This is a genomic window from Desulfofundulus thermobenzoicus (assembly GCF_009428905.1).
GTDB classification, from domain to species: Bacteria; Bacillota; Desulfotomaculia; order Desulfotomaculales; family Desulfovirgulaceae; genus Desulfofundulus_A; species Desulfofundulus_A thermobenzoicus.
Map to the genome: position 1 here is coordinate 1 of NZ_WHYR01000050.1, position 22,575 is coordinate 22,575.

19 protein-coding genes are annotated in these 22,575 nt (G+C 57.0%); 14 read left to right on the top strand and 5 right to left on the bottom strand.

The window, feature by feature from the left end; all coding sequences use genetic code 11:
- From GFC01_RS14620 to GFC01_RS14655, 8 genes are all read left to right on the top strand, one after another.
- A partial coding sequence (locus tag GFC01_RS14620) for an iron-sulfur cluster-binding protein (protein WP_479723386.1) occupies window positions 1-632 on the top strand: 632 nt, incomplete at its 5' end.
- A gap of 86 nt (window positions 633-718) precedes the next feature.
- On the top strand, window positions 719-1,642 hold the full coding sequence (locus GFC01_RS14625; RefSeq protein ID WP_152947911.1) for a dihydroorotate dehydrogenase: 924 nt from the start codon (window positions 719-721) through the stop codon (window positions 1,640-1,642).
- Window positions 1,643-2,059: 417 nt separating this feature from the next.
- Window positions 2,060-3,625 carry a methyl-accepting chemotaxis protein gene (locus GFC01_RS14630; protein ID WP_152947912.1) on the top strand — a complete coding sequence of 522 codons (1,566 nt, stop codon included), beginning with the start codon at window positions 2,060-2,062 and terminating at the stop codon, window positions 3,623-3,625.
- Window positions 3,626-3,949: 324 nt separating this feature from the next.
- Window positions 3,950-4,558: an FmdE family protein gene (locus tag GFC01_RS14635; RefSeq protein ID WP_152947913.1), complete on the top strand. Its 609-nt coding sequence runs from the start codon at window positions 3,950-3,952 to the stop codon at window positions 4,556-4,558.
- Window positions 4,559-4,657: 99 nt separating this feature from the next.
- Window positions 4,658-5,137, top strand: a complete 480-nt coding sequence (locus GFC01_RS14640) for a YidH family protein (protein WP_152947914.1) — start codon at window positions 4,658-4,660, stop codon at window positions 5,135-5,137.
- Window positions 5,138-5,218: 81 nt separating this feature from the next.
- The gene (locus GFC01_RS14645; RefSeq protein WP_194174973.1) at window positions 5,219-6,193 is read left to right on the top strand and encodes an ABC transporter substrate-binding protein; all 975 of its coding nucleotides are present in this window, start codon (window positions 5,219-5,221) and stop codon (window positions 6,191-6,193) included.
- Window positions 6,194-6,203: 10 nt separating this feature from the next.
- Window positions 6,204-7,148, top strand: a complete 945-nt coding sequence (locus tag GFC01_RS14650; RefSeq protein ID WP_341474014.1) for an ABC transporter permease — start codon at window positions 6,204-6,206, stop codon at window positions 7,146-7,148.
- Window positions 7,099-7,893, top strand: a complete 795-nt coding sequence (locus GFC01_RS14655) for an ABC transporter ATP-binding protein (RefSeq protein WP_152947916.1) — start codon at window positions 7,099-7,101, stop codon at window positions 7,891-7,893. Before GFC01_RS14650 ends, GFC01_RS14655 begins: the two co-directional genes overlap by 50 nt.
- Before the next feature lie 207 nt (window positions 7,894-8,100).
- Here the strand turns inward: GFC01_RS14655 and GFC01_RS14660 are convergent, their stop codons facing one another.
- From GFC01_RS14660 to GFC01_RS14675, 4 genes are all read right to left on the bottom strand, one after another.
- Window positions 8,101-8,901: a carbon-nitrogen hydrolase family protein gene (locus tag GFC01_RS14660; RefSeq protein ID WP_194174971.1), complete on the bottom strand. Its 801-nt coding sequence runs from the start codon at window positions 8,899-8,901 to the stop codon at window positions 8,101-8,103.
- A gap of 131 nt (window positions 8,902-9,032) precedes the next feature.
- The gene (locus GFC01_RS14665; protein WP_152947918.1) at window positions 9,033-9,299 is read right to left on the bottom strand and encodes a hypothetical protein; all 267 of its coding nucleotides are present in this window, start codon (window positions 9,297-9,299) and stop codon (window positions 9,033-9,035) included.
- 203 nt (window positions 9,300-9,502) lie between these two features.
- A complete protein-coding gene (locus GFC01_RS14670; protein WP_152947919.1) occupies window positions 9,503-9,739 on the bottom strand; it encodes a helix-turn-helix transcriptional regulator in 237 nt (78 codons plus the stop codon).
- The gene (locus GFC01_RS14675; protein ID WP_152947920.1) at window positions 9,736-10,596 is read right to left on the bottom strand and encodes an MBL fold metallo-hydrolase; all 861 of its coding nucleotides are present in this window, start codon (window positions 10,594-10,596) and stop codon (window positions 9,736-9,738) included. The genes GFC01_RS14670 and GFC01_RS14675 overlap by 4 nt, the downstream gene beginning before the upstream one ends.
- A 358-nt stretch (window positions 10,597-10,954) precedes the next feature.
- On the opposite strand from GFC01_RS14675, the gene GFC01_RS14680 reads away from it, so the two are divergent.
- The 3 genes from GFC01_RS14680 to GFC01_RS14690 all read left to right on the top strand — a co-directional run bounded on the left by GFC01_RS14680 (window position 10,955) and on the right by GFC01_RS14690 (window position 15,596).
- Complete coding sequence (locus GFC01_RS14680) at window positions 10,955-11,512, top strand: 4Fe-4S dicluster domain-containing protein (RefSeq protein WP_152947921.1); 558 nt, start codon at window positions 10,955-10,957, stop codon at window positions 11,510-11,512.
- A 24-nt stretch (window positions 11,513-11,536) separates the two neighbouring features.
- Window positions 11,537-12,388 (top strand): CoB--CoM heterodisulfide reductase iron-sulfur subunit B family protein, encoded by an 852-nt coding sequence (locus GFC01_RS14685; RefSeq protein ID WP_152947922.1) that lies wholly within the window; start codon window positions 11,537-11,539, stop codon window positions 12,386-12,388.
- A gap of 154 nt (window positions 12,389-12,542) precedes the next feature.
- Window positions 12,543-15,596: an FAD-dependent oxidoreductase gene (locus GFC01_RS14690; RefSeq protein WP_152947923.1), complete on the top strand. Its 3,054-nt coding sequence runs from the start codon at window positions 12,543-12,545 to the stop codon at window positions 15,594-15,596.
- A gap of 437 nt (window positions 15,597-16,033) precedes the next feature.
- On the opposite strand, the gene GFC01_RS14695 is transcribed toward GFC01_RS14690, so the two are convergent.
- Window positions 16,034-17,065 (bottom strand): RpnC/YadD family protein, encoded by a 1,032-nt coding sequence (locus tag GFC01_RS14695; protein ID WP_152947924.1) that lies wholly within the window; start codon window positions 17,063-17,065, stop codon window positions 16,034-16,036.
- A gap of 271 nt (window positions 17,066-17,336) precedes the next feature.
- Between GFC01_RS14695 and GFC01_RS14700 the strand changes: the two genes are divergently transcribed.
- The 3 genes from GFC01_RS14700 to GFC01_RS14710 all read left to right on the top strand — a co-directional run bounded on the left by GFC01_RS14700 (window position 17,337) and on the right by GFC01_RS14710 (window position 22,343).
- A complete protein-coding gene (locus GFC01_RS14700; protein ID WP_152947925.1) occupies window positions 17,337-17,930 on the top strand; it encodes a TetR/AcrR family transcriptional regulator in 594 nt (197 codons plus the stop codon).
- Between the two features lie 61 nt (window positions 17,931-17,991).
- Complete coding sequence (locus GFC01_RS14705; protein WP_152947926.1) at window positions 17,992-19,215, top strand: efflux RND transporter periplasmic adaptor subunit; 1,224 nt, start codon at window positions 17,992-17,994, stop codon at window positions 19,213-19,215.
- On the top strand, window positions 19,212-22,343 hold the full coding sequence (locus tag GFC01_RS14710) for an efflux RND transporter permease subunit (protein WP_152947927.1): 3,132 nt from the start codon (window positions 19,212-19,214) through the stop codon (window positions 22,341-22,343). Before GFC01_RS14705 ends, GFC01_RS14710 begins: the two co-directional genes overlap by 4 nt.
- The last annotated feature ends 232 nt before the right edge of the window (window positions 22,344-22,575 follow it).

Consider the following 22,575-nt stretch of genomic DNA (forward strand, 5'->3'; position numbering starts at 1 on the left):
GGGCGGATGTGGTGCTGGTGGGGGGGGGAATGGGCGTGGCGCCCCTCTTCTTTCTGGCGGAGGAACTGGGCAGAAGAAACTGCCGGGTGACTTTTCTGGCCGGCGCCCGTTGCGCGGAGCAGCTGGTTGTCGGGAAAATATGGAATGGTGCCGGCGGTGTTCCCGGGAGCATGTTTTTCAGGGATGAGGGCAAACGGGATATGAACGACGGTGAGATGACAATGGTGGTCGGGGAGACCGGACATCACTGCGGAACTGGAGACGGTTTTTCCACCCCTGGTGATGCCGGGGATATTCCGGACAGGCTCTTTACCTGCGCCATGGCCACCGACGACGGCTCCTGCGGTCACCACGGCCCGGTGACGGACCTGCTGGAGAAGGTGCTGGCCGGACCGGGGGCGGGCATGGTCTATGCCTGCGGACCCCGGGCCATGCTGCGCAGGACGGCGGAACTGCTGGCCCGCTACGGTGTGCCCGGGGAGGTTTCCCTGGAAGAACGCATGGGCTGCGGTGTGGGCGCCTGCCTGTCCTGCGTTTGCCAAACAGCCGGCGAAGAAGGGGCGCCCTTTGTCTACCGCCGGGTTTGTGTGGAAGGGCCGGTGTTTGCAGTGGATCAGCTGGTATGGGGCTGAGGATGAGGCTTCGTTATCGCAGGACGGGCACGATGACCACATGCCGGCAGTGAATTGCTCACAAAAGATGAAGGGACGCTTGAGCCATGACCAAACCCAATCTGGCCGTAAACCTGGCCGGCATACCTATGAAAAACCCCGTGACCACCGCCTCGGGCACCTTCGGTTTCGGTCCCGAATACGCTCCCTTTGTGGATTTGCACCGTCTGGGGGCCATCGTGGTTAAAGGCACCACCCTGTTGCCCCGCCCGGGCAACCCCACCCCCCGTATTGTGGAAACTCCCGCCGGCATCCTTAATGCCATCGGCCTGCAAAACCCCGGGGTGGAGCATTTTGTCCGGGTGGCCATGCCCTATCTAAGGCAGTTCGACCTGCCGGTGATAGTAAACATTGCCGGGGATACGGTGGAAGACTACGCCGCCCTGGCCGGAAGGCTGGACCGGGTGCCGGGGGTGGCCGGTCTGGAAGTGAACATCTCCTGCCCCAATGTGAAAAAGGGGGGGATGGCTTTCGGGGTGGATCCCGAATCGGCGGCGGCCGTGGTCAGGGCGGTGAAGGGCGCCACCGGCCTGCCGGTGATTGTGAAGCTGTCCCCCAATGTCACCAGCATCGTCCGGATGGCGGAAGGGGTGATGGAGGCCGGGGCCGACGCCCTGTCCATGATCAACACCCTGCTGGGGATGGCCATTGACATCCGCCGCCGCCGGCCGGTGCTGGGCAGCGGGATGGGCGGCCTTTCCGGTCCGGCCATCCGCCCGGTGGCGGTGCGGATGGTGTGGGAGGTCTACCGCGCTTTCAAGGTGCCCATTATCGGCATGGGAGGCATCGTTACAGCGGAAGACGCCCTGGAATTCATCATGGCCGGGGCCACCGCCGTGGCCGTAGGTACCGCCAACTTCATCAATCCCCGGGCGACCATGGATGTGCTGGAGGGGATCGAAAGGTTTATGGCGGAGGAAGGTGTAAAAAGCATCGGTGAACTGGTGGGGGCCGCCCACTGCACGGGCTAGTATTTCCATTGTATGACAAAAGAGGGTTATCCTACCGGGTAAATACCCCGGACCCCGTATCAACTTTTTAACCGGTGTAAAAAACGTAATTATAATCCTCAGATGAAAATTTTGCCCTGTTCAATCACCCCCGAAGGGGTTTGACCTTCCGAAAAATTTTCCCACTAAGCTCTATGGTTCGCCTTTTTTCATTTAGTCTTAATAAAAGACCAATACTACCTTCCATAAAACCAGGGCTTGTGATATATTGTGAAAAAGGAAACATTTCACATGCACCGGGCATATTTTAAGGAAGCTATGAAACGGGAAAAAGTTATACCCGCCCGTGCCTGCGTGCTTGTTTAATGAAGGAAGGTGAGACCAGGAATATTGATGTTTTTTCGCTTGTGAAAGAATGGTTGTAAAGGGGGTTGTGACATGCGATTGAGGGTAAAGATGCTGGCCGGCTTTATGACCCTGTGGTTGCTCATGGCCGTTCTGGCGGCAGTGTCCCTGGTCAGGGTGAACAAAGCGGACGAGTACGCCCGGGAAATGGCCGTGCAGATGGAAAGAGTCACTTCGGCCCAGGAAATGTATTTTAACGTGGTGGCCAGGCAGGCTGCCGCAAACGGGTATTTTTTACATAGGGATGAAAAGTACAAAGGGGATTTTGAAAAATATGCCGCCCGGAACAGGGAACTGGAGCAGGCCCTTTATGATCAGGCCCGGCGGCAGGAAAACAGGGATTACGCCCGGCGGATGATGGAACTGGACGAACGATATAATTCTTTTGTCATAAAAGAGTTCTTCCCTCTAATCAGTGCCGGCCGGCTGGAAGAAGCCGCCCAGGTGGCCCGGGAGAAGGTGCAGCCTGCTGCCGCCGCCATCGGACAGCTGATGCAGGAGTACAGCAATAAACGTCAGCAGGAGATGAATGCCATTAACGCGGCCGGGGGGCAGCAGGTCAGATGGACGCGCCTGCTCATTGCCGCCGTGGCCCTTATTTCTTTGCCCTTCGGTCTGATCTTCAGTTACACCTTTTCCATGGGTTTGACCGGCCGCATCCGCCGCCTGCGGGACAGGGCCAATCTGGTGGCCGGGGGTGATCTCACCGTGCAGGTGGAGGACAGGGGCCGTGACTCCCTGGCCGAACTGGGCGCCGCCTTTAACCGGATGGTGGGGGAGTTGCGTAAACTGGCCCGGGAAATCAGAGAAAACAGCCACATCATGGATCATCACAGCCGGGAGCTTTCGGCGGCCGGACAGGAAGTTGCCGCCAGTGTGGAGTCCATCGCCTCCACCACCGCCCAGGTGGCGGCCGTGGCTGAAGAGGAAGCGGCCAGCGCGGCCAATGCGGTGGAGATGGCCCGCCAGGTGGAAGCGGCCGCTGCCGAAGGCAACCGGGCCGTGCAGGAGGCGGTGGCCAAGATGCACCACATCCGGGCCATTGTGGACCGCGGTACCGCGGCGGTGCAGAGATTGGGGGAACGTTCGGAAAAGATCGGCCAGATTGTGGATGTTATCCGGGGCATTGCCGACCAGACCAACCTGCTGGCCCTGAATGCGGCCATTGAAGCCGCTAGGGCCGGCGACCAGGGACGCGGATTTGCCGTGGTGGCCGAGGAAGTGCGTAAGCTGGCGGAGCAATCGGCGGCGGCCACCGGGCAAATTGCAGCCCTGATCGAAGAAATCCAGTCCGAAACCCGGGACGCGGTGGCGGCCATGAACGAGGGGGTCCGGGAGGTTCATGAGGGGGTGCGGGTGGTCGATGTGGCCGGCCAGGCTCTGGTGCGCATTACCGGAGAAATCCAGCACAACGGGGAAATTGTGGAACAAATTGCCCGGGGAGCGGAACAGTCCAGCCAGGGGGCCCAGGAACTGGCCCATTCCACCGATCAGGTGAACAGTTTCGTCCAGCAGATCGGGGCTTCCACCCAGGAACTGGCCCGCATGTCCCGGGAACTGTTGCTGCTGGTGGAAAAATTTAAGGTACAGGCAGCCTGAGCCGGCTTTATTGGTCATAGCAGGGTGTCTGTTGGAAGCCCCTGCCAACAGAGCCGGAACCGTTCCGCAAGCCAATACCACGCAAAACGGTTTGAGATACCTGAAAATGGAGCTTACCTGCCGTTAAACGTCTGATTGTCATGGGCAAACGGCAGGTCTTTTTTTGGGGTAGTTCCGGACATCCGGGCGGCCCCTTATTCCCTGTTTGTTTTTTTTGGGGATCTCTAAATGTTACCGCCGGGTTTTCCGGCCAGCAGGATTTCTCTTTTTCATCTGGAATAAACTAAAGGCAGTAAGTTTAAAGATTTTGAAGGGGTGAGCGGTATGTGCCTGGAAAAAACAGACTGGGAAAAATGCGCGGAATTTCACGGCCATGTCTGCCCCGGCCTGGCCATGGGTTACCGGGCGGCAAAGATTGGACTGCAGGAACTGGCCGGCCGCCGGGCGGCGGATGAGGAATTGCTGGCCATTGTGGAAAACGACGCCTGCGGCGTGGATGCGGTGATGGTCCTTACCGGCTGTACCCTGGGCAAGGGCAATTTGCTCTACCGGGATTACGGCAAGCATGTGTACACCTTTGCCTGCCGGAACAGCGGGAAAGCAGTGCGTGTTTCAGTCCATGGGGGCCGGCAGCCGCAGAATGGGGAATTTCGCGCCCTGCGGGAAAAGGTCTTCAGCGGCCGGGCCGATGACCGGGAAAGGCAGCTATATCAGGAACACCAGGAACAGCGGATTCGCCGTATCCTGGACATGCCGGCGGAGGAGTTCTGCACGGTGCAGCATGTGGAAATGGAGTTGCCGCCGAAGGCGCGTATTTTCAATTCCGTGACCTGTGCCTTTTGCGGCGAGGCTGTTTCCGAGGCCCGGGCCAGGGTGCGGGAAGGTAAATTTGCCTGTATCCCCTGTGCGGGGGAGTATAGCAGGGGGTGGTGAAAGAGGGTGATCCGCTGGAAAAATTGTACCCTATTTTCATTGCTCCGGTGGTTCACCTGTTTTCATGTTTATTACTAATTCCCAGGGGAGAAGTTGAAATTGAACGGAAATGGGAGCGCAGCGGACGGCAAAATTAAGGGAGCGAGCGGGGAAAGCAAAAAAACAAACGGGAAGGATATTGAAGCCGCCAGATGCAGCCGTACCGGCGACCGGCAGCACATTCAGGAGCACCTGGCCAACGAACGCACCTTCCTGTCCTGGATCCGCACGGCGGTGGCCATCCTGGCCTTTGGCTTCGTTATTGAAAAGTTTTCCTTTTACTTGCGCCTGCTGGAATGGCAGACTGGTATGGTTTCCGCCCCGGCCGGGGGGTCGAGTGCCTATCTGGGGGTGGGTTTTAGCGTTATAGCCGCGCTGGTGATCATTCTGGCCGCTGCCCGCTACCGGCAGACCCGCTGCCAGATCAACCAGGGCGTATACCGGCACTCCCTCACCGCCGATATGCTGCTGGCCGCCATGCTGCTGCTGGTGACGGTACTGGTGATTGTTTACCTCCTGCGTACACCGGCCCCTTTTTAGGCGCATTGATAAAAAGTTAACGAGCAGGTTAACCTTTTGAAAAAGGAGGAAGGAAATTTGAAAAGGTGGTTTTTGCCGGCAATGGCCCTGGCCATGGCTGTGCTGGTCCTGGCGGGGTGCGGAGCCGGTGGCGGCAAACAGACGGGAAGCAATGAGGGAACAAAGCCGGTGAAGCTGGGCATTATCCAGATCGTGGAACATCCGGCCCTGGATGCGGCCCGGAAGGGCTTTTTAGAAACCCTGGCCGCCAACGGGTATGAGGAAGGGAAGAACCTGCAGGTGGACTTTCAAAACGCCCAGGGAGACCAGTCCACCCTGCAGACCATTGCCCGCAAGTTTGCCCAGGACAAAAAGGACCTGATCCTGGCCATTGCCACTCCTTCGGCCATGGCCATGGCCAATGAAACAAAAGACATTCCCATTTTAATCACCGCCGTGACCGATCCTGTGGAAGCCAAGCTGGTCAAAAGCATGGATAAACCGGGCACCAATGTTACCGGTACCACTGACATGAACCCCATAAAAGAACAATTGGAGCTGATTAAACAACTGGTACCCAATGCCAGAAAGGTGGGGGTTATCTACAATTCCAGTGAGGTAAATTCCCAGGTACAGGTTAAAGTTGTCAAACAGGAGGCCCCGGGCCTGGGCCTGACGGTGGTGGAGGCCCCGGTGACGGCCAGCAACGAAGTGGTGCAGGCCACCCAGTCCCTGGTGGGGCGGGTAGACGCCATTTATGTACCCACCGACAATACCGTGGTATCCTCCATTTCCGGGGTGCTTCAGGTGGCCGAGAAGCAAAAGCTGCCGGTGATTGCCGGTGAGAGCAATACGGTGGAGTCCGGCGCTTTGGGCACCATTGGTATTGACTACAGGAAGCTGGGGCGGCAGACCGGGGAAATGGCCCTGCGGGTGTTAAAGGGGGAAAAGCCCCAGGATATGCCCATAGAAAAGCAAAAGGACCTGGACGTGGTGTTAAATGCTAAAGCGGCCGCAGCCTTCGGGGTAACCATTCCGGAAGAATTGAAAAAGAAAGCCAGCAAAATTATAGAGTAGGTGAATCTGCGTGTCTTTGAGCATCTGGTTGGGTTCCCTGGAGCAAGGTTTATTGTGGGGGGCCATGGTTCTGGGGGTGTATATAACCTTCAGGGTGCTGGATTACCCGGATTTGACCGTTGATGGCGCTTTTACCCTGGGGGCGGCGGTGGCCGCCCAGTATATCCTGCTGGGGGGTAATCCCTGGCTGGCCATTCTGCTGGCGCTGCTTTCCGGCGCTGCCGCCGGTTTGCTTACCGGCCTTTTGCACACCGGATTGAAGGTGGCCCCTTTGCTTTCTGGTATACTGACCATGATCGCCCTTTATTCCATTAACTTGAGGATTATGGGACAGGCCAACCTGTCCCTTCTCCGTGTAGATACCATTTTTACCCGGGCGAGAGACATCCCCGGGCTACAGACCTTCGGGCCGGTTGTTCTGGGCCTGCTGGTAGCACTGGTGGTTGTTCTGGTTCTGTACCTGTTTCTGCAGACCGAACTGGGTATGTCTGTGCGGGCCACCGGTGACAACGAGCAAATGATCCGCAGCCTGGGTGTAAACACGGGCGTGATGAAACTGGTGGGCCTGGCCACCGGCAATGCCCTGGTGGCCCTTTCCGGCGGACTGGTAGCCCAGTATCAGGGTTTTGCCGACATCGGCATGGGCATTGGTATGATCATTGCCGGCCTGGCCTCGGTGATTATCGGCGAAGCCCTGGTGGGCAGCCAGACCCTTTTCCGGGCCATAATGGCCGCCATCGTAGGGTCCGTTATCTACCGGGCTGTGATCAGCCTGGTTTTGCAGCTGGGTTTACCGGCAACTGATTTGAAGCTGCTCACTTCATTAATTGTGGTGGTGGCCCTGGCCTTTCCATTGCTACGGCAACGCCTGGGGTTGCGGTCACTGCGTTTGAGGGGTGAACGGGATGCTGAAACTGGTCAATGTGAACAAAATCTTTCATCCCGGCGGGGTTAATGAAAAGGTGGCCTTAAGGGGAGTTACCTTGCATGTCCGGCCGGGAGATGTGGTAACCATCATCGGCAGCAACGGTGCCGGCAAGTCCACCCTTTTAAATGTGGTGGCCGGGGTATACGAACTGGATGGGGGAAAGGTGATTCTGGATGACCAGGATATTTCCCGCTGGCCGGAACATGTCCGGGCGGCCTGGATTGGCCGTGTTTTCCAGGACCCCCTGCGGGGCACGGCTGCTTCCATGACCATTGAGGAAAACCTGGCCCTGGCCCTGCGCCGGGGTCAGCCCCGCCGTCTGCGCCGGGGTATTACTCCGGCTGAGCGGCACCTGTTCAAGCAAAGCCTGGCCCTTTTGGGGCTGGGTCTGGAAGATCGCCTGACCACCCGGGTGGGCCTTCTCTCCGGCGGCCAGCGCCAGGCCCTGACCGTGCTGATGGCCACCATTGCCACGCCCAAGCTGCTTTTGCTGGATGAACATACGGCGGCCCTGGACCCGCGCACTGCCGCCACGGTGATGGAGCTGACGGAGAGGGTTATCGCCCGGCACCGGCTGACCACCCTCATGGTGACCCACAACCTGGAGCAGGCGCTGCGCACCGGCAACCGGACCATAATGATGCATGAGGGACGGATTATCCTGGATCTGCAGGGCCCGGAGAGGGAGAGGACCACCGTGGCCCAGCTGTTGCACATGTTCGAGCAGGCCAGCGGCAACTCCTTTGTGGATGACCGGGTGTTGCTGAGTTAACGTACGCCTGGAACCGTTTTTTTATGGTCGTTTTACCACCATGACCTCCCGTGCACTGATTATTCATACAATAATAACTTTTACGTAAAACCATTGTAATCTGGGGTTTAACCCAGGCCATTGGTTGGTATCAGAATACCAATTTGGTTCGTGTTTCACTCCGGCATTTACCAGGGCGAAAACCTTCATTTCCGGACACTTATATTGTTAACCGTAATACCACCGGCAGATTATTTCCCTGTTTGTCCGCACGTCCTCCAGGTAGGGCCACCTCCGGCGGACCCGGTCCAGCCGGGACAGATCCAGATCAAAGTAAAATACCCCCGGTTCGCGGCCGCAGGCCAGAAGGGTGTACCCGTCGGGATAGACCACAAAACTTTCTCCCAGCACTTCCCGCCCATCGGGGTAAGCGGTGGCGGTATTGTTGGCCGTGGCCACAAAAACGGTATTCTCACAGGCCCGGGCGATGCCAATGCCCTGCCACATAGGCATCCGGGTGGCCGGAATGTTGGCCGGGTTCAAGACCAGCAGCGCTCCCCTTAAGGTCAGGCCGCGCACCAGTTCCGGGTACATGATATCCACACACACGGCCATACCCAGGGCTATTCCCCGGTGTTCAACCACCGGCAATAAACTGCCGGGTTTTACATAGCCCCTTTCACCTATGGCCCGGGAGGGGAAATGCTTTTCAAAGGCCACGGGGGCGGACAGTGCGCCGCCCAGAACTACACCCCGGGAATAGATGTTTCCTTCCGCCCGGACATACTGGGCACCGGAGACAAGCAGGGGGCGAGAAGAGCTGTCTTTCAGTGTGTGGAACAGTTCGGTGACAATCCTCCGGTAATCGTTCCAGTCGATCACCGTCGCCCCCAGCCAGTCCTCGGGAAGCAAGATTACCTCAGCCCCTGCTGTAATCTGGCTGAAATACTGCTGCATGAGGGTGATGTTTTTATTTAAATTTGTTGTATCTCTGGGAAACTGGACAATGGCCAGTTTGAGGCTGGACAAGATTTCTCCTCCTTTATGACCGGGGGATGTGGTATATGCTCTTATATAATTTTTATAAAGGAGTTGGCCAGCCATGGGTCATGTGTATGTTAATGCTCAGCTGGAAGGCATAGAAGACTGGGTTTTCGGATTTAATGCCGGTCCGCCAGGTTGGCCTCCCGCAGGCGCCGGTAAATAAACTGGCGCGCTTCTTCGGCCGCCTCTTCGTTTATCTCCTTCAGGTTCATCAAATCCGGGGCCAGGCGGGCCACAAAGATTCCCTGGCCTTCCTTTTCCACCACCAGGAATAAATCCCGCTTGTTGTGCACGGGAACGGCATAGTCTCCCCTGGGCATGACAAAAACAGGGATCAGGTCCCGGTTGTCCAGGAAAAATTCTACAGCCTTTTGAATGTTCATCATCTGTTCCTCCAGGTTCTTTGGATGATATTGAGATAATTAATTTACGCTCCGCCGGAGGACACGTCCATTACAGGGATCGTTTAATTCATACCTGTGCCGCAATATATTATTGTAGGCCCTGGCAAATATAGCATATGTTGTTGTTGAGGGTGATTTTGACGGGACCCTGACGTCAGAAGGATTCTTTACGGTGGCGCCCGCTAAGAGTTTTTCCCCTCGCATTCCAGCAACTGGGCCGGATCCGCCTTTTCATAGAAGTGGCGGGAAAACTCCTCAAAGCTGATCCCCAGGGCATTGGCCCATTTCTGGGCAACGCACAGGCGGGGATATTGCTTTCCCCTTTCAATGGCCAGCAGTTCCTGGACGGTCAGGCCCACGTTAATGGCCATGGCCGCTGCGGTGACCCCGCGGCTTTTTCTCACTTCTTCCAGGCTCATGCCGGTTTCCCTTCCTTCATGGGCAGGGTAAAGACGGCCCCGGCCGGCGCGAAATGGAATACGGAACTGAAAATTCCCGCCAGGCGGGCCATGACCGGCAGGCCGGTGCAGTGGTTGGCCGCCAGGAACTGCAGGTTCAGCCCCTGCAGGTAGTTTATTGTGTCCTCCAGTTGCTCCTTCGGAACCGGCCCCAGGTGGGTGCCGCCAATAATCCCGTACACCCGGCTTACGCCCGTTACCTGCCGGGCGTGTTCCACAATGTTCACCACACCGGCATGGGCACAGCCCAGGATCACCACCAGCCCTTCCGGGATGACGCAGTAAAGACTCATGTCATCCCGGAAGGGGTCCGGCTGTTTCCGGCCGTCCACCAGGGAGAAGAGGCGGTCGTCCCCCTTTTCAAAGTCCGTTTTTCTGGGCACCTCGCCGCTCACCCACAGGCCCGGGGCTATTTCCCGGGGCTCCCGCACGGGGATAAATTCGGCCCCCAGGCTTTCCAGTTCCGCCCGGCAAAAGGGTACGCCGATGTAATGCTCGTGGGGCATGGCCCCGTAATGCAGGGTGAAAAAATCCGGGTGAATATAAACGGGCAGACGACCCTGCAGGCTTAAAAAATCCCGCATGCCCCCGGAGTGATCGTAGTGGCCGTGGCTCATCACCAGGGCGTCTACGGAGCGCAGGTCCACCCCCATGGCCGCGGCGTTGCTCACCACACGCCCCCGGGTGCCGGTATCAAAGAGCACCTTTTTGCCCCCTGTTTCCACGAAAAGGGCCAGGCCCCACTCCCCGGTGATGCCGGTGGGAACGCCCACGGTGTTTTCAACTAAAACAGCTATTTTAACCCCCGCGTTATCCATGTGGCTCCCTCCTTGTATCCCGGATAAACCCGCTGATTCCATTTTCGCCATAGCTCTCATTTTACCTCCCTGCGTTCAAAAAAATAATCGGGGTTGTCTTCGGCGAACTAAAAGGGTTGCCGGCAGCAAAGCTTGATAATTGTGGCTAAAAGTCACCGGGGCGGAACCGTACGCTATTTCCCGGAAAACTTAAGAATTTTTTAACAAAACGTTTTAAATATGTTTATAAAAATTTGTTAACATCAAGAAAGGGATTCTTTTGTGATGTAGATTACTGCGCGTATGAAAAAGGCCTTATAAAATAATAAAAAGTTTGACTGTTATGAACATGTGATCATATTGGGGAGGTATTGGGGAAATGACCGCAATGGCGGTACATGCATCGCCGAACGGCACGGCAAAATTCGCCCGGGAAGTAAGGGAAAAAAGCGGCCAACAGATCCAGCTCTGCTATCAATGCCGGAAATGTGCTTCCGGTTGCCCCATGGGGGAATTCACGGACTATTACCCCAATCAAATCTTACGCTTGATTCAGTTTGGACGAAAAGAGGAAGTATTGAGAAGCAAAGCCATCTGGCTCTGCTTCAACTGCGAGATCTGCGGCGCCCGCTGCCCCAACGGTATCAACATGGCCGTGGTCATGGACGCTTTGCGGCAGATGGCCCTGGAGGAGAAAATCCCGGCCGGAATTAAAAATGCCCCGCTGTTTCATCGGGTATTCCTGAATTCAGTCAAGAGCCGCGGCCGCGTCCATGAAACATTCATGATGATGGGCTATAAATTAAAAAGCGGCGACCTCTTTTCGGATCTGGACATAGGCCTGAAAATGTTCCAGAAAAGAAAACTACCCCTATTCGCCAGCAGTGTAAAGAACAACGGCGAAGTAAAAAGGATATTCGCCAGGGCCAGTGGTTGAACAATTGGAAAGGGGAGAGAAAACATGCAGTTTGCCTACTATCCGGGTTGTTCCCTGGAATCCACCGCCTTAGAATACGACCGGTCGGCCAGGAGCGTTTGTGCGGCCCTGGGTATAGAGCTGCACGAACTGGAAGACTGGAACTGCTGCGGCGCCACCTCGGCCCACAGTACCAGCAGGCTCCTGGCCGAAGTGCTGCCGGCCCGCAACCTGTGCATTGCCCAGAGGATGGGGCGGGACGTGGCCGTACCCTGTTCGGCCTGCTACAGCCGGCTGAAAAAGACCGATCACCTGATGCGCCATGATGAAGAAAGGCGCCGGGAAATAGAGGAAATAGTACACTTTACCTTTGACGGCAGTGTGCGGGTCTACCACCTGCTGGATGTGCTGGCCCTTAAATATGGCCCGAAAAGAATCGCTGAAAGGGTGATCAGGCCGTTGACCGGCCTGAAAGTGGTCTGCTACTATGGTTGTTTGATTGTCCGGCCGCCGGAGGTCACCGGCTTTGAGCGGCCGGAAAATCCAGTGATCATGGACGAACTGGTGGACGCCCTGGGGGCTGAAGCACGCCAGTGGTCCTATAAAACGGACTGCTGCGGCTCCAGCCAGGGCCTGGTGAATACCGCCATGGCCCGCCGGGTGGTGGACAGGCTGCTGTCCATGGCCCGGGAGGCCGGCGCCGATGCGGTGGTCGCTGCCTGCCCCCTGTGCCAGGCCGCCCTGGAAATGCGCCGCAGCCCGGAAGTTGAAATGCCGGTCTTTTACTTTACCGAACTCATCGGCATGGCCCTGGACCTGCCGGCCAGAAAAGAGTGGCTCGTCAAGCACCTGGTGGATCCCATCCCTTTGCTGCAGAGCCTGTCCCTGGCCGGGTAATTATACAAAGCCGAACCCATGCACCATGAAGGATGGAAATGGTTTGAAGGAGGTTTATCCGGAAACTGGCTTAAGCCGGTTTCTACTTAATCCCACCTCCAACCTCTCACTTCTCACCTCTCACATCTTTATTTTATGGAGGTTTGCCATACCGATGAAGGAAGCAAAGCATGAAATCACCGGCGCGGTAATGGTGGTGGGGGGCGGCATCAGCGGCATCCAGGCCTCCCTGGACCTGGCCGAAAGCGGCTACAGGGTCTACCTGGTGGAACGCTCCCCGGCCATTGGCGGCACCATGCCCATGCTGGACAAAACCTTTCCCACCAACGACTGTGCCATGTGCACCCTGTCGCCCAAGCTGGTGGAATGCGGCCGGCACCGCAATATCGAAGTGCTCACTTTAAGTGAGGTTACCGGGCTGACCGGTGAGCCGGGCAATTTTACCGTTACGGTGAAAAAACACCCCCGCTATGTGGATACGGCCAAATGCGTGAGCTGCGGCGCCTGTGCCGAAGCCTGCCCGGCCGAAGTATCCGACGGCTTCAACCAGGGCCTGGATCAGCGCAAGGCCATTTATAAACTCTACCCCCAGGCTTACCCCAACGCCTATGTGGTGGATAGGGAAAATTGCCTGGAGTGCATGGCCTGTGTGGAGGCCTGTCCCTCTGGAGCCATTGACCACGATATGGAGGAGGAAGAAGTTAATCTAAACGTCGGCGCCGTTATCCTCTGCCCCGGCTTCGAACCCTTCAACGCCGAACTGCGGGGGGAATTCGGCTACGGTGTTTACGACAATGTGATCACCAGCCTGCAGTTCGAACGTATGCTCAGTGCCTCCGGTCCATACGGCGGACATATCAGACGGCCCTCCGACGGCGCCGTTCCGCAAAAAATCGCCTTCATCCAATGTGTGGGCTCCCGGGATGTGGCCCGGGACAGCGGCTACTGCTCCGGGATCTGCTGCATGTACGCCACCAAACAGGCGCTCATTGCCAGAGAACACATACCGGATACGGAAGTGACCATTTTTTACATGGATATCCGGGCCTACGGCAAGGATTTTGAAAAGTATTATAACCGGGCAAGAAACGACTGTGGTGTGCAATACGTCAATTGTATGATTTCCACCGTCAAAGAATTGCAGCAGAGCAAAAAGCTGCGCCTGCGTTACCAGGCCGGCGGCAGCGGCTTTGTGGAAGAGGACTTCGACCTGGTGGTTCTCTCCGTGGGCTTGAAGCCCCGCCCGGAAGCCGTGGACATGGCCGGCAGGCTGGGCATAGATCTCAATGAGTACAACTTCTGCCGGTTGGAAGCCCTGACCGGCGTGCTTACCTCCCGGCCCGGGGTATATGTGGCCGGCGCCTTCTCCGGTCCCAAAGACATTCCGGAAACCGTCATGCAGGCCAGTGCCGCCGCCGGGGAGGCAGCCGCCCTGCTGGCCGCGGCCCGGAACACCCTGGTGGCCGCCCGGGAGTTCCCGCCCGAGCGGGATACCGGGGGCGAGGAACCGCGCATCGGTGTCTTTGTCTGCCACTGCGGCATTAACATCGGCAGCGTGGTGGACGTGCCGGCTGTGGTGAAGGATGTCCAGAACCTGCCCCATGTGGTCCACGCCCAGGAAAACCTCTATGCCTGCTCCCAGGACAGCCAGGCGGCCATGCGGCAAATCATCCGGGAGAAAAGGCTGAACCGGGTGGTGGTGGCCTCCTGCAGCCCGCGCACCCACCGGCCCCTGTTCCAGGAAACCTTGAGGGATGCCGGGTTGAACCCCCACCTGTTTGCCATGGCCAACATCCGCGACCAGTGTTCCTGGGTGCACAGCCACGAACCGGAAAAGGCCACCGCCAAGGCCCTGGATCTGACCCGGGCCGCCGTTTGCAAGGCGGCGCTTTTGCAGCCGGTGGCTTCCGTCAGCGTGCCGGTGGAAGCCGGTGCCCTGGTGGTGGGTGGTGGTGTGGCCGGCATGACGGCCGCCCTTTCCCTGGCTGAACAGGGCTACAGCGTGGAAATGGTGGAAAAGGAAGACCGGCTGGGCGGTATGGCCCGGCGCATCCGGCACGGGCTTAACGGCGAGGACATTCCTTCCTTCCTGGAGAAGCTGGCGGCCCGGGTCACCGGCCATCCGCTGATTAACGTCCACACCGGAACGGAAGTGGTGGAAACCGGCGGTTATGCGGGCAACTTCACCAGCAAACTGAGCAACGGCCGGTCAATTAAACACGGCGTGACCGTCATTGCCACCGGGGCTGTGGAAAACAAACCGGAGGAATACCTGTACGGCCGGGACGGCCGGGTGGTCACCCAGCTGGAGCTGGATGAAAAGCTGGCCTTGAGGGAGCCGGCGGTGCAAAATGCCCGCAGCATCGTCATGATCCAGTGCGTGGGCTCCCGGGAGGAAGGCCGCCCCTACTGCAGCCGCGTCTGCTGCAGCAAGTCCGTCCAGCTGGCCCTGCGGCTGAAGGAACAAAATCCGGAAGTGAACATTTACATCCTCTACCGGGATATGCGTACCTATGTCTTCTTTGAGGACCACTACCGGCGGGCACGGGAAGAGGGCGTCATATTCATCCGCTACGAGCCGGATCAAAAACCGGTGGTGTCACAGGAAAACGGCCGCCTGCGGGTTTTCCTGCGGGATCCCGTCCTGGAGGGGGAAGAGTTGTGTCTGGATGCCGACCTTCTGGTGCTGGCGCCGCCTGTGGCGCCTGCCCCCGATAACCAGAAACTTTCCCGGTTGTTCAGGGTGCCCCTGAATGGCGACGGCTTTTTCCTGGAAGCCCACATGAAGCTGCGCCCGGTGGACTTTCCCTCGGAAGGAATATATCTGTGCGGCCTGGCCCATGCGCCCAAAAACATGGAAGAAAGCATTACCCAGGCCAAAGCGGCCGCCGGCCGGGCGGCCACCATTTTGAGCCGGCCAAGGCTGGAGTCCGGGGGCGTGCGCGCCCGGGTCATCCGGGAAAAATGTGCCGCCTGTTTAACCTGCGTGCGCCTGTGCCCCTACAACGCGCCGCACATCAACCCCTGCACCAACCGGGCGGAAATCGAGGCGCTACAGTGCCGGGGCTGCGGCACCTGTGCCGGCGAGTGTCCCAACAAGGCCATCGAGTTGATGGGATACAATGACCGGCAGCAGATGGCCGGGGTGCACGGGATGTTTTTACTGGAGTCACCGGCCGGGCGACCTTCCCTGCCGCCGGTTAGTTAGAAATGTGCATGTCGCCTGAATTGACAAATGCCTGTGCGGGTTTTCGAACCCGCCGGGCTTATTATTTTTTAAAGGTATGAAAAAGATTTCTCGCGGGTGCTCACCGGGGCCTGCTGGGCAATTGTGATTCTTCTCACTGCCTTTAAAAAACGGGCGGGATATAATGATGGGCAAACGTCAATATTTTTAGGAGAAGGTGGGAGCATAATGGAGAATACCGCCTGTGACCATGCCGCCGGAATACCGGCCCCCGCCGGACAGCATGTGGGGGCGGGGGTATGGCAGAAACCTGCCGTCAACGGTTACCTGCTTTAACCGTCCTTACTCCGGCCGACTACAGTGCACTGATTCCGTACAGCCAGTACTTTTCCCATCCGGGAAAATAGAACGCTTAAACCTTCAGTAGTTATGATGATGTATGGTCGAAACAGGTAAAGTTAATCCTTTCCAGCCACCTTGTTGGTGGCTGTTTGAATCAACCCCAGGGCTTCTTCTAGTGTATTGGCTTTGAAGATTTCACGACGCAGCTTCTTTAACTGTTCGATGTCAGCAATGGCGTCTAAAGCGGCGGCTGCACCGGCAGGTGACTGGTTAAAGCGGCTTTCTAAAAATTCCAGAATGATTATTCTGGTTTCTTCCAGCTTCCCTTCCAGCTTCCCTTCCAGCTTCCCTTCCAGCTTCCCCTCCAGCTTCCCCTCCAGTTTGCTTTTTTCCGCCCAACTTTTTGCCCACTCCCGGGAAACGGGATGACTGTTGAGGATTTCCAGGATCATTTTCCTCTTTTCTGCCCGCGTTTGCCTGGCCATATTCAGCGCCTCCTTCATAATCCGTGGTTCCACCAGTTCGTTTTCCAGCATGAAGTCCAGCAGTTGTCTTGTTTCCGGGTTAGTGGTGTCTTCCAGGAATTTTCTTATCAGAAGTGTGGTGGCTGCATCCTTAAGCTCTCCACGCCGGGTGAGAAAAGGTGCAAACATATAAGCAGTCTGAGGGTCAGGCAGTTCGTTTAATACCACTATCTGGATAGGGAACACCCACCCGCTGATGTTATAGATGCCTGGAGCCGGGTACCCTTTTTTAATTTCCAGGCCCCTTGCCTTTTCCAGCATTCGTAGCATGGCCACAGGACGGGCGCTGGACACAAAGCTTAAGGTGAAATCATTCAGTTCCTGTATACGAGGATGCCGCAATGCTTTATAAAGGAAGGCCAGTGAGATACCCTTGTCAAAGTCGTTGGGCTCAAGATGATCAAAGGGTGACTTATACTCAAAAAGATTATAGCGTCGGAATATCCTGGTAATAGGGTGGGCAAGCTGCACCTCCCGGGCCTTTTTAAATACTTTGACGTCAATGTCCAGGGGACGGGAGGAGAGGGCCACTTCCGGTTCTGTTTCCACAGCCCCCGGCGGGGCATCTTTTAAGGCTTCCTTTAAGGCGGCCACAAATGCTGGGTGCCATTGTTTCCTGGGCAATCAGCACACTTCCCTATAGAATATTATACCACGGGTTCTGAGTGATTGTTGCCTTCTATATTTTCATTTTCGGCTGATTATCCTTTCGGTAGAAAAAGGGGTTTTCCTGCTTTGAGGATGGGGGGATCTTCTGCCCAAGGCGTATTTTTTAGGATCTCTGTTTTGACCTCAGGAAAATACCTGGCAATTTCTTGACAAACTATGCCAGGTATGCTAGTTTATAAGTGAGTATTCACTTGCAAGACTAATGGACCAGGGGGGAAATTTTTACATGGCGCAGCGATATGATACGCAGATCAGACAGCAGCAAATCGTCCGGGCCACATTGAAAATTGTTGCCGAAAGGGGCATTTCCGGGTTGACCACTGCCGAAATTGCCCGGGAAGTGGGCATTGCCGAGGGAACCATTTTTCGCCACTTTGCCAGTAAAAATGAAATACTGCTGGCCACCGTACGTTATATACGAGACACCCTCCTGGGCTGGAGCCGGGCCAGGGTGTCCGGGGGTGGTGAACCACTGGAAAAGTTAGGTGATATCTTGCACTTTCACCTGGAGCTTTTTGAACAGAACAGCGGAATTCCCAAAATTATTTTTTCCGAGCAGGTCCACCTGCACGACGAAAAGCTGCGCCAGTTGATGGCGGAGACCATTGGCGAATACATGGAGCTTATAGGGGCCGTTATCCGGGAGGGTATGGAGAAGGGGCAGTTCAAACCCGATCTGGATGTACCCATGGTCGTTGCCGCTTACCTGGGCCTGGTACAGGTAAGCCTGTTGCGCTGGTCTTTGGGGGGGTGTCAATCGTCTCTAATTGATACGCACGGTCAAATTTTACGTTTTTTATCGACAATACTGCAAAATTAATTTTATGTTATTTAGCGAGTGAATACTTGCTTACTTTCGTCTAAAAAGGGGGTTTGCAGCCATGAATGTTCCGCTGCACTTTTTAAAGGTGTTTTCTTTCGTTAAAAGGCCGCTCAAGGTGCTTCTCCCGGTGCTTTTCCTGGCCGCCCTGGGCCTGCTGGCGGGCACAAAGATGGCGGCCCTGCGCCAGCTGCCGCCACCGGCGCAGGCGGCGGGCGTACCGGTGGAGACCGTTCCGGTGACCACAGGTCCCATCACGGAGAGTCTGAGCTATACGGGAACCATTGAATCGGCTCACCGGGCAGCCATCGCCTCCAAAGTGATGGCCGAGATCAAAACCCTTACCGTTAAAGAGGGCGACCGGGTGGCGGCAGGCCAGTTGCTGGTTCTTTTGGACGATGGGGAATTAAATGAACGCCTGGCTCAAGCTGCGGCGGCGGTGGATCAGGCCAGGGCCGCCCTGGAACAGGCCGAGGGTGCCCTGTCCCTCAGCCGGACGAACTATGAAAAGGCTTCAGCCAATTACATACGCGGCAAACAGTTGCTGGATGCGGGTGCTATTCCCCGGTCTGTTTTTGAAAATCAATATGAACTGCCCTTCCTGCAAGCAAAGGAATCGGTGGAACGTACCGCACCGGCCCAGGTTGAGGCGGCCAGGGCCCAGCTGGCCCAGGCCGAAGCAGGACTGGCCCTGGCCCGGGAGGCCTATGGCAATGCCACCATCCGGGCCCCTTTTAACGGCGTGGTTACGGCAGTGCATCAATATCCCGGCGATCTGGCCGCGCCGGGCAAACCAATTCTCGCCTTAGATGATACTGGGAAAATGGTGGCACGGGTAAAAGTAGCAGAAGCAGACCTGCCCCATTTAAGAGTGGGGCAAAAAGCGACGCTGCGCTATCCCGGCGGGCGGGAAACCGTCTCGCAGGTTTCCCGGATTTACCCGGCCGAAGACCCCCTCACCCGCAGCACCATCGTGGAGGTGCCGGTTTCTTCTGCCGGGGTCAGGCCGGGAATGAGCGTGGATGTTTCCCTGGAAGTCGGCCGGAGCGGTCGGGCACTGCTGGTCCCCCGCCGGGCGGTGAAAACGGAACAGGGCAAGGCCTGGGTGTTTACCGTCAAAAACGGCAGGGCGGTCCGGGTGCCGGTAACCCCGGGGTTGAAGAACGAAACACACTATGAAATAAAAGGGGACCTGAAGCCCGGCGAGCCGGTGGTGGTCTCCGATTTGACCAGGCTTTATGACGGTAAAGAAGTTTTTGTGTACCAGGAAGGGAGTAAGTCATGAACTGGCCCGCCTTTGCCATCAAGCACAAATATACGGTGTTCGCCCTGGTCCTGACCATGGTGTTTTTCGGCCTCTACGCCAAAAACGTAATTAAACTGGAGCTGTTTCCCGATACATCCCCTCCCATGGTGAACGTCATCACGGTATACCCCGGGGTTACCGCGTCGGACGTGGCCAGGGATGTGAGCAAACCACTGGAAGAAGAGTTTGCTACCATCGAGGGCGTCACGAAGATTTCCTCGTCTTCCCAGGAGGGGCTGTCCGTGGTCAGGGTGGAATTCAACTACGCAAAAGACGTGGACCAGGCGGCGGTGGACGTGCAAAATGCCATCGGCCGGATAAAGGGAAGCCTGCCCGCGGACATTCAGGAACCACAGGTGCTCAAGTTCAGCTCCCAGGATAAACCGGTGCTCACCCTGGCCTTAAGCAGCGACAGCCTGGATATGGTCGCCTTGCGGACGCTGGCCGACAACGAAATTAAAAACGCGCTGCAGCTGGCGGACGGGGTGGGTGTCGTGGACGTGCTGGGCGGCTACCGGCGGCAGGTCAATGTTTACGTGGACCGGCACCGTTTGGAGGCCCTCAATATTTCCCTCGACCGGGTGGCGGCGGCCATTGGAGGGGGAAATATCAGCCTGCCCGCCGGCCGGGTTACCCAGCAGGAGCAGGAGTATTTAATCAGGGTCACCCAGGAGCGCCTGCAATCCGGGGAGCTGGCCGGCATCATCCTGGAAAACCGCGGCGGTCACAACATATACTTGAAAGACGTGGCCCGGATTGAAGATTCCAGCCAGGAACAACGCAGCAGCTATAACTTTAACGGCAAGAATTCCCTGGCCGTTCAGATCATCAAAAAGTGTGAGGCCAACACGGTTGAAGTGGTTGAGAGGGTGAAAGAAAAGCTGGCCGAACTGGAAAGGCAATTTCCCGAAATAAAGTTTGCCGTAGCTGATGATGATTCCATTTTCACCCTGCAGGTGGTGGAGAACATGACCGCCAGCGTCAGGGATGCCCTCATCTTCACCACGGCCATCATTTTGCTTTTTCTCATCAGCTTGAATGAATCGATTATCGTTGCCTTTTCCATGCCCCTGTCCCTGCTGGGAGCCATTGCCCTGATGAAGGCTTCCGGCCTGTCGCTGAACATTATCACCCTTTCCGCCCTCATTTTGAGTGTGGGCATTGTTGTGGATGACTCCATTGTCGTGGTGGAAAATATTATGCGCCATCACCACGCACTCGGGAAGGACATCCGCACCGCGGCCATTGACGGTGCAAACGAAATCATGCTGCCCGTGATGGCCGGTACGGCCACCATCGTGGCGGTGCTTATTCCCCTTTTGTTTGTAGGCGGGTTCGTGGGACAGATGTTCAGCCCCCTGGCCAAAACGCTCATTTACGCCATCAGCTGTTCTTTACTGGTTTCCCTGACCATTATCCCCCTGCTCACAGTTATGCTGGGCGGCAGGCGCTGGGCGGCGGCGGAAAGGGCGTTAAACGCGGCAATTGCCCCTTTTACGAAAGCCATGAACGGCTTGAAAGACTTCTACGCGCTGCTGGTGGTCAGGGCCTTGAAATGGCGAATGGTTACCCTGCTCCTGTCCCTGGGGTTGCTTTTGCTGGGCATTAAACTCCTGGGCCTGATCGGTATGGAAGTGCTGCCCAGGATGGACGCCGGGTCGTTTTTGATCAGTTTGCAAACCTCCCCCGCCAGTTCCCTGGAGAAGACGGGCCGGGTGGTGGCGCGGGTGGAAGAATTGCTGGACAGGGAGCCGGCGGTAGTCTCCTACAGCACCCGCATCGGTTATGAACCGGGGACGCATTACATGGGCGGTAGCGGCGCCCTGGGGGTGACCCAGGCGGAAATCACCGTTACCCTTACCTCCCGGAAGGAAAGGAAAGAAACCATCTGGCAAATCGAAGAACGGCTGCGCCGGGAAATGGCCCGCATTCCCGACATCGAGACCTTTGTGGTGAAGGAAGTCGGCGGTACGGCTAAAAGCAGCACCGCCGCGCCCATAGACGTACGCATCACCGGGGACGATACGCGGGTGCTGGATTACCTGGCCGGTGAGGTGCTGGCCCGGGTAAAAGCGGTGCCCGGTGCGGTGAACCTCTACCGGAGCTGGTCGTTAAACACGCCGGAGGTAAACATGGTGGTGGATGAAGCCCGGGCGGCGGCCCTGGGCCTTACCCCGGAAAAAATAGTCCGGCAGGTTTATGCCGCCCTGGAGGGGCTGAAGGCGTCTTACCTGCAGGTGGAAAACCGCAAGGATACCGACATCGTGGTGCGCTACCGGGCCGAGGACCGGGATTCCCTGGAAAGTATGCTGGCCGTCACCGTCACCTCTCCCCTGGGCGTGCAGGTGCCGCTAAGGGAGCTGGTACATGTGGAGATCAAGCCGGCGGCCAGCGTGGTCACCCGGGAAAATCTCCTGCCTTCCATTGATATTCTGGGTTATACCGGGGGGCGGCCCTTCAGCCACGTGATTGCCGATGTGGAAAAAGCGCTCCGGGAGGTGAAAGTTCCCGAGGGCTACAGGCTGGAAGTGACCGGTGAAAAGGCGGACCTCCAGCAGTCCAGCGATGATTTAAAGCGCGCCCTGCTCATGGCCGTGGTGACGGTGTATTTGCTGCTGCTGGCCCAGTTCAGGTCATTCGTTTACCCGGTAACCATTATGATGAGCGTTCCTTTAGTGCTCTTCGGCGTAGCCCTGGGCCTGCTGCTGAGCGATAAAAGCGTTTCCTTACCGGCCATACTGGGACTGATCCTCCTTGTGGGTACGGTGGTGCGCAACAGCATTGTACTGGTGGACTACATTATCCGCGCCCGGGAGGCGGGCACGGCCAGGGATGGGGCCATCGTGGAGGCGGTGCGGGTGCGCTTCCGTCCCATCATGATGACCGCCCTGGCCTGTGTGGTGGGGATGCTTCCCCTGGCCCTGGAGTGGGCTCTGGGTTCGGAAAGGTTTTCTCCCCTGGCCATCACCGTCATCGGGGGAATACTGGTGGCCACACTGCTGACCATGGTGGTCATACCGGTGGTGTATGCGCTGCTTGATGATCTGGTGAACAGGGCCCGTTTTAAACCGGCCGGGGTTGAAAATGTAGAAACCGGTGCCGGTTAAACCCGCGGGCAATCAGGGAACCGTTCCGATTGACCACATTACTTGCCACGAAATAAATCATTCCGGAAGTATGATCTGGATCAATGTTTTGGCGGAAGCGGTGTGGTAGGATGGGCGTAAACAGGTAAAGGGGGGATATTGGGTACAAGCGCCAGTATTTATCGGAAGGTGATTTACCCGGTGCCCGGTACATTTATATTTATTTGCTGATAAACACGAAAGCTTACGCAGG